This window comes from Ruminiclostridium papyrosolvens C7 (assembly GCF_000421965.1).
Taxonomy (GTDB): domain Bacteria; phylum Bacillota; class Clostridia; order Acetivibrionales; family DSM-1351; genus Ruminiclostridium; species Ruminiclostridium papyrosolvens_A.
In genome coordinates, this window is the sequence record NZ_ATAY01000037.1 from 1 (window position 1) to 7,169 (window position 7,169).

Here is a 7,169-nt window from a genome sequence, read left to right on the forward strand (position 1 = left end):
AGATGTTCCGTCCTCTGCGAAGATTGTTCCTGTAAATATTGTCGTCATCATTGCCATAGTCACCAAGATGCTGAGTAATCTCTTAATTACTATACTTTTATTCATATAGTTGGCCTCCCTTAAGTATAATTCTACAGATATAGGTAAAAATAGTTCCTTGCCAATTTACAATTCTTTCATTGGTATTGTTCGACGTTATTTTACAAAATCCTTTGTTTAGTAACAATTTACACATCCAAGGCTAAATCAATAATCTTTTTACAAAATTATCAAATATGTATACGACGAAAGAAGCCATTACACAAAGGCAAATAGCTTTTTTCTAAAATTTTGGCCTTCAGGATGAGGTGAATACGGCACTTTTCGACACTATCATAGAACTTTGCCCGCTCCACAATACATACTAGATGATCATAATGATAGACATACTTTTTAGTCACTACTTTCCATTCATTTCACCCTTCTACTATCCCTACCCACCTCATCAGCCTGGCTCAAATACTGGTCAATCTCAACATCCTTCTTCTTCATGAATACGACTGTATTGCCTGTGCATCTGTGATGTCTTCTTTAATTTCCGCAGGAACTTTTGACAGTCCGGCAAGTTTCGCTGCATTAACACGGTTATGGCCTGCCAGGTTTTCATATGTCCCGTCATGGGAACTATTACTCCATTTTTCTTTATTGATTCAACCATTTGCCTTAGCTTCTCACCTGTGTACAGTCGGAATGGATGATTTTTGAAGGGTACTATGAGGTTTAAATCTATTTCAGTAGCATTTTCCTTATTTTTGTTTGTAGTGTTCAAATTAAACATTTGTGCAAAAACATTATCTGACGGCTTATCCAGCTTCTTTGAAAAGTCAATTTTTGTTGTCCACACTTATCCTCTACTCCTTTCGATCAGCTCCTTTGTCACATTTCTGTATTTGGCACCCAGTACGCTGTTTTCCATTGAAACCAGGCTTTTTTGTTCAAATGTACTGTTTGTAGCTTCAACCCTTTTGTGAATCCTGGTTACAAAGAGTGTATCACCATATTTGCCTACTAAGGATGCTTCTACAGCCTTGGACATATTTGTGTTATCAGCCATAGTCAAAATAACACCATCAATTTTTAGTCCAGGATTTACATTTACCTTAACCATGTCATACACTTGTTCCAGTTGTACTAGTCCATCCAGGGCAAATTTCTGTGCTTGTACAGGAATTATGAGGCTGTCTGCTGCTGCAAGTGCATTTGTAAGAAGGATTCCAAGGCTGGGCAGTCGATAATTATGTAGTCATATTTACTGAATATTTCTTTTTTCAGTATCCTGTTTAACACTTGCTCCCTACACATTACATTCGATAAGAATAAGTCAGCTCCAGCAAGCTTTATGTTGGAAGGAATATAATCAATACCCTCCTTACTGTGTACTATACTTTCTGCTATGTACTCGTCACTCAGAGTATTGTTTGCCGCTGCCACCATCAGGTCGCTGATATTGTACAAGCTTTCGTTTTCACAACCTAAATAGTCGCTCATGTTTGCCTGCGGGTCGAGGTCAATGCCTATGACACTGAATCCTTTCTGCTCCAGACCCGCGGCAATGTTTACAGCGGTTGTAGTTTTACCTACTCCGCCTTTTTGATTTGCAATTGCATTTACTTTTCCCATTTTTGAACTTTTACTCCCCAACCATTCCATCTCCATCACGGTCATCCATATATTTATACAACCAGTGTTCCTTTGTGATTGGCATCTTAAATCCAGCTACTTTTGCTTCAGCTATTGATACCTTACCATTGTGATTTTTATCTATAGCATCAATGTTATGATTCTTATCTGTAGTAGACGGCATGGGAGTAGTCTTTGGCTTATCTGTCGATTTCTCATTCAAAGACTTATTTACCTTATCAGGATTAACATTATCAAAATCATCAGTGATAACATTTCCCTTTAATGTATAGGTGTAACGATAATGATTAGGAATCTGCGTCTTTGTATTGGGATACATAATGATAGCTTCAAAATTAATACAACCACCTGCATCCCTAATGTTTTTTTCCATATATGCCTGATCGCCATAACGGTTTAATGTACTGTCCTGCGGTGTTATATTGTAAGCATTGGAAACTCCACCTAAGGAGTCTGCAATGACATGTCCCTGATCCAGGTCTGCCCGCTCAGTACCGGGAACCTTTGCTTCATCATTATAGTATCTGCCATTTTCCAGCACCGGCTCCGTTTTTGTATTCTGAAGAATAATCTTCTTAGCAGTAACCCTTAATAATTGTCCATATTGATTGGTATAGGCCCAGTATTCTCTATCACCATATCCAATATCAACTACTACCATAGATTTTCTTGTTCCGCTAGTATCCCCCCCAGCAACTTTAATTTCCTTATACTTTCCTTCAGATGGAGATGATTCAGTTGGTTTACTTGGTGCTTCAGTGGTAGCCTTACCTTGTATATCCGTTTGATTTTCACTAGGAGATGCGGATTTTATAGACGAACTATTTTCTGTTAATTTCGTAGTTGAATCATTCTGCTCTGGAACACTCTGTACCGAACAGCCTGTCAACAATGCAATTATTACTAAATAAGCAATTATGTATTTTCTCATAGTCATTTCCCAACTTTCTTCAATAAAAAAGCATATCCGAATAACTGAATGTGCGGTAATATATTGATTCTTGATATATAATAATAGTGAACTTACGCTAACACAAACTCATAATTTATAGTAACTTCCCCATACATATTGATTCCGGCATATCTACATATTGTCCGTAATTCTCTATAACTTTATAACCAATACCACTATATAATTTAATTGCATCTTTCAAAACATTTCCCGTTTCAAGTATTAATTTTGAGTATCCATTTTCCATTGCCTTTTGTTCTAATGTTTTCATTATGCTCTTAGCCAACCCTTTTTTTCTATATTCTTTTTTAACAAAGACTCTCTTTATCTCTGCTACTTTCTCGTCGTATTTTTTAAAACTGCCACATCCTACCACTTGACCATTATCAATAACTAATATCACATCATGAATATCCTTAAGATTATTATATTGATTATACTTTTCTCTTTGCTTTTCACCGCCAACAATCTCATTTAAAAAATCATCTAACTCATAACACAAATTTACAAATCTTTTGTCATTTCCGTCTGTGCTAATTAATTCCATTTCTATGCTCCTCCATAAGTAAATAGTCCTTACTTCGATATATAAACTGTTGTAATTCGGTACTGTTTTTAATCTGTTAACTTTTTAAACCCACTTGATTAATAATAATATTTTAAATGATATAAATATTACGAAGCATTATTTACCAAGAACTATCAAGTCACCAAGTGTTTTAAATCCGTTTTTTTCATAGAATTTTTGCGATGGATAATCTTTTTCTGTGTTTAGTATCATGTCATTTATTCCGTGCTCTTTAATATCTTCTTCTATTGCCTTTATAAACCAGCTACCAATACCTCTACCCTGATTTTCGTAACTAACGCAAAATTCATCAATATAATATTCAAAACCTTTTATCCATGGTTTTTTCATACCTATACTCAAGGCTACCATCTTATCATCTAATAAAGCTGCATAACCTATAAAGTAATTATTATTAAAATGATTATTAAAAAACTTCACTACTTGTTCTCTTGATTCGTAAATATCATTCCATGGTTCTTTAGTGAATGTATTAATATACAAATCCACACAATCCTCAAGCATTTGTTTATTAATCTTTAATAAAAATAATTCTTCCATATTTCCTATCCCCCACAACTTGTTGTCTCTCTTTACATCACGATATCATCCGATTCTAATCTATCAAACACTATTACGTCAATACTATATGTGGAGTATATTGGAGTCAACAATTTTTTATATAACCACTACCGCACTATTCAGTTCTCAAAGTCCAAAATTCTTCCGTCGCAATCTATTTATTTTGCGCCCGAACGCGGGCATGAAAAAACCGCATTTTCATTTATGAATATGCGGTAATAGAATGATTCTTGATATATAAAAATTGTTCATTAACTCAACATAATATTTTAATTTAAGTGGCTAATGCCTATTGTCAATAACGTCATTAAAATTAATATACAATAGTTTGCCTTTATTTGGGGAAAGTGTACTCCATTTGTATGAAATACCATATGCTAAATAGCTATCAACAGTAATCTTTTCATAATCATCTTTGTTGCATTCTAATCTTATATTTCTATTTCCATTTCGGGCAAAAATATAGCACTTATTATTTTCTATTTGCTTATATTTTATATCGCAATATCCTGTTGTTGTATAAAATGAACCATAAACATATAATCCTGCAAAAGATACCAAAAATAAAATCACAATAATTAGGGCAATTATTTTGTTTCGAGATGATGTATCTCTCAATCAATTATCTCCTTTCTAACCGATCTTACGTCGCCATATATAAATAATCTAAATTCAAATCACTTGTTACAAATAATACTATATCTGGAATGATTCTATGTCAAGTTTCAACCTTACCGCACTATTCAGTTATCAAGGTACAACGTTTTAGGACGCAATAGACTTATTTTGTGCAATAAAAAAGCACATCCGTTAACTAAATGTGCGGTATTAACCAAATTTTTTATGATTTAAAGTGTTTGTGAAATGTTTCTTTATAAGAATCTTCTTTTAAAAATTGCCTTTCATAACTGCCTATTTGTTGCCAAAATTCTTCTTTATTAAAATCATTAGATTCTAACAGTAACGGAAGATTATGAAAAATATCTGCTAACATATTAATTTGTTTTAAGTGCTTATATATAGTTTTCCATTTAAATGGATTCCACCATTGATGCTGATATGTATTAGATATAATTCTTATCTCTACAAAACCTCATGTAACAACAATAAGTAAGCCTCTTTTCCTTTTTATCCATAACACCTCACATAAAACAATTATATCTTTTATACAGGATATTCCATATTTTAATATAAATCAATACCACACTATTTAGTTTTCAAAGAACATCTTACAAACTCCCCTTTTCACTCGGACTTCCGTTATATTGCGAGCAAACCAAAAAAAGTACGCACTTTCGTTTACTGAATAATGCGGTACTTAGGAAAACCTATATTTAGTTGTCAACTTTAGAGTTATTTAAATTAGCGAATTATTTATCTTCATAAATATCATCTGCATTTACCTTTTTAAGGTTAAATTCCTTAATTATATCTTCTTTAACTTCATATAGTGCCTCTTTAACAGCCATTTTGACAGCACCTAAAATTATTAAAAATAAAGCGAATCCTCCTAGTATGTATACAATTAACTCCATTTATTATTCCTCCTACAATCAGGCTTTTTATAACCTAATAATACTATATATGTAACTTGTATACAATTAGATGTTACCGCACTATTCAGTTGTCAAAGTTCATCTATCTATCCTTCTTTTGACAGAAATATTGTTCTTCCTTCCTTTTTTTGTCTTTCGGATTGCTTTATAATCAAATATAATATAAATACAAAAGGCCAACTGAAAGAAATAGATACCGTTATGTATTCTACAATGTTAACTTTGCCCCCTAAGATAAGGTTAATTACACAACAAATCATACCTATCATAAAACCTGCAATATAAAAGTACTTTCTATCAAATAATATATTTTTCTTTGACATTATTCCAACATAGTAACATTGTTTCATACAATGTTATCTCTCGAATATTATTTATTCAAGTTTAGTACCGCACTATTCAGTTTCCAATGTTCATCTTTCATGACTAGTATTCCCGCTATATTGCGTACTAGCCAATAAAAAAGTACCGCACTTTCATTTACTGAATAATGCGGTACTGATTTTTAGAATTCTATTCACTTGTTTATTAATATCTCTTAATTCATAACAGTAATTTAAATCATAAAATATAAAGATTACGACCAACTGACTTCGTATTGTGCTTATTATCTACTTTTTATTTGGTAATCTTTTAATATGTAATAACTTTTGAATATCTTCAAGTAGAGAATTGACTGGTTCAAAATACATCCATTTTCCGTCATGATATGTTGTTGAATTGTTGTAGATGCTTTGAATTTCATCAGAATAAGTATGTTGCTCGTTCTCAAATTTAGCTCTTTCATCTTTTCCAAAAATAATCTGTATGCAAAAACAATTATCTTTTGCATAGAGCGTACATAAGGTTTTACCACCACGCCGATATTTATGTTCGTATTTCCAATTATTCCAACTGGTGTTTTTTCGTAAAATATCCATTTCATATAAGTTTTCAACAAGATTACAAATACCCACCCATACATTATATTTCTCTGTACCGAGCATTTCGTTAAGTTCTTGATTTGTTGGAAAAACTTCTTGCATAATAACTCCTCCACTAATAAAAGTATTACTAATTATGTATCCAAGCAAAGACTTATTTAGGAATAAACGAGGCATTCCAATCTATCGGAACTTGGAAGTGCCAATAAACCCCGAATGTATCAATGAAAGCACATATGATGTCTCCCTCAGGTTTCACTCCAGTGCATGGATTTCCCTCTTTGTATAAAAGCCCAAAAGCTCTGCGTAAATCATCTTCATTTTCAAAATATACAATAAACAACATCGTTGGACGCACACCATCAGGATAATCTTTTATAAATTCGGCAAACAAATGTTTATCCTCGCTGACACTGATAAAAAGCTCGCCATTTCGTCCGAGTTCTTGATATACTAATACACCATCTTCGTCGAGCCAAGGCGTACCTCTATCTTCAAGCCCAAATGCTTCCTTATATAGCTTAACAGCTTCCAATGCTCCCTCTACATATATATGTGAACAGATTTTACTAATAAAGTTTCCCATTTCATCCTCCAATTTATTATCGTTTGAAATGACATTCTTGTAGTTTTTAACTTCCGATAGCATAAGCAATCCGCAGTTTAAACTGCCCGACAAATTCTTATTTTAACTGTTTTCTGCCAAATCTTTAGTTCGCCATTTATAACATTGGCATTAATACATGAAACTATTACATCTATACTATATTTGGTATTAAATTTAGTCAATAGTATTTATGTTGCAACAAGTACCGCACTATTCAGTTTCCAAAGATCAACTTACTTTGTTCGCATTATTTTGCTATTGCGCCCCTATAATTTGTTTTACGACTGATGCCCCTTTCATT

The 7,169-nt window shown here is 32.8% G+C and carries 10 protein-coding genes and 1 pseudogene; all 11 read right to left on the reverse strand.

The window, feature by feature from the left end; all coding sequences use genetic code 11:
• Nucleotides 1–511 precede the first annotated feature (511 nt).
• Nucleotides 512–883, reverse strand: a complete 372-nt coding sequence (locus L323_RS42070; RefSeq protein ID WP_020815821.1) for a hypothetical protein — start codon at nt 881–883, stop codon at nt 512–514.
• A complete protein-coding gene (locus L323_RS41660) occupies nt 884–1,147 on the reverse strand; it encodes a hypothetical protein (protein ID WP_242835285.1) in 264 nt (87 codons plus the stop codon).
• 24 nt (nt 1,148–1,171) lie between these two features.
• Nucleotides 1,172–1,704: pseudogene (locus tag L323_RS41670) on the reverse strand (ParA family protein); the annotation flags it as partial.
• Nucleotides 1,670–2,611, reverse strand: coding sequence for a DNA/RNA non-specific endonuclease (locus tag L323_RS32415; protein WP_020815822.1), 942 nt, complete (start codon nt 2,609–2,611; stop codon nt 1,670–1,672). The pseudogene L323_RS41670 and the gene L323_RS32415, both read right to left, overlap by 35 nt.
• Before the next feature lie 115 nt (nt 2,612–2,726).
• Nucleotides 2,727–3,179, reverse strand: coding sequence for a GNAT family N-acetyltransferase (locus tag L323_RS32420; RefSeq protein WP_020815823.1), 453 nt, complete (start codon nt 3,177–3,179; stop codon nt 2,727–2,729).
• A gap of 138 nt (nt 3,180–3,317) precedes the next feature.
• On the reverse strand, nt 3,318–3,761 hold the full coding sequence (locus tag L323_RS32425; RefSeq protein ID WP_020815824.1) for a GNAT family N-acetyltransferase: 444 nt from the start codon (nt 3,759–3,761) through the stop codon (nt 3,318–3,320).
• 303 nt (nt 3,762–4,064) lie between these two features.
• Nucleotides 4,065–4,400, reverse strand: a complete 336-nt coding sequence (locus tag L323_RS32430) for a hypothetical protein (protein ID WP_020815825.1) — start codon at nt 4,398–4,400, stop codon at nt 4,065–4,067.
• A gap of 752 nt (nt 4,401–5,152) precedes the next feature.
• Nucleotides 5,153–5,317 (reverse strand): hypothetical protein, encoded by a 165-nt coding sequence (locus L323_RS41390; protein WP_020815826.1) that lies wholly within the window; start codon nt 5,315–5,317, stop codon nt 5,153–5,155.
• Between the two features lie 107 nt (nt 5,318–5,424).
• On the reverse strand, nt 5,425–5,688 hold the full coding sequence (locus L323_RS32435) for a hypothetical protein (RefSeq protein WP_020815827.1): 264 nt from the start codon (nt 5,686–5,688) through the stop codon (nt 5,425–5,427).
• Between the two features lie 261 nt (nt 5,689–5,949).
• A complete protein-coding gene (locus L323_RS32440) occupies nt 5,950–6,363 on the reverse strand; it encodes a DUF3788 domain-containing protein (protein WP_020815828.1) in 414 nt (137 codons plus the stop codon).
• A 52-nt stretch (nt 6,364–6,415) separates the two neighbouring features.
• Entirely contained in the window at nt 6,416–6,910 is a 495-nt protein-coding gene (locus L323_RS32445; RefSeq protein WP_131451049.1) for a hypothetical protein, read from the reverse strand.
• Nucleotides 6,911–7,169: the final 259 nt, after the last annotated feature.

Coding starts and splice junctions, on each gene's coding strand:
- L323_RS41660 (WP_242835285.1), bottom strand. CDS start 1,147: ATGGTTAAGGTAAATGTAAATCCTGGACTAAAAATTGATGGTGTTATT.
- L323_RS32415 (WP_020815822.1), bottom strand. CDS start 2,611: ATGAGAAAATACATAATTGCTTATTTAGTAATAATTGCATTGTTGACA.
- L323_RS32420 (WP_020815823.1), bottom strand. CDS start 3,179: ATGGAATTAATTAGCACAGACGGAAATGACAAAAGATTTGTAAATTTG.
- L323_RS32425 (WP_020815824.1), bottom strand. CDS start 3,761: ATGGAAGAATTATTTTTATTAAAGATTAATAAACAAATGCTTGAGGAT.
- L323_RS41390 (WP_020815826.1), bottom strand. CDS start 5,317: ATGGAGTTAATTGTATACATACTAGGAGGATTCGCTTTATTTTTAATA.
- L323_RS32435 (WP_020815827.1), bottom strand. CDS start 5,688: ATGAAACAATGTTACTATGTTGGAATAATGTCAAAGAAAAATATATTA.
- L323_RS32440 (WP_020815828.1), bottom strand. CDS start 6,363: ATGCAAGAAGTTTTTCCAACAAATCAAGAACTTAACGAAATGCTCGGT.
- L323_RS32445 (WP_131451049.1), bottom strand. CDS start 6,910: ATGCTATCGGAAGTTAAAAACTACAAGAATGTCATTTCAAACGATAAT.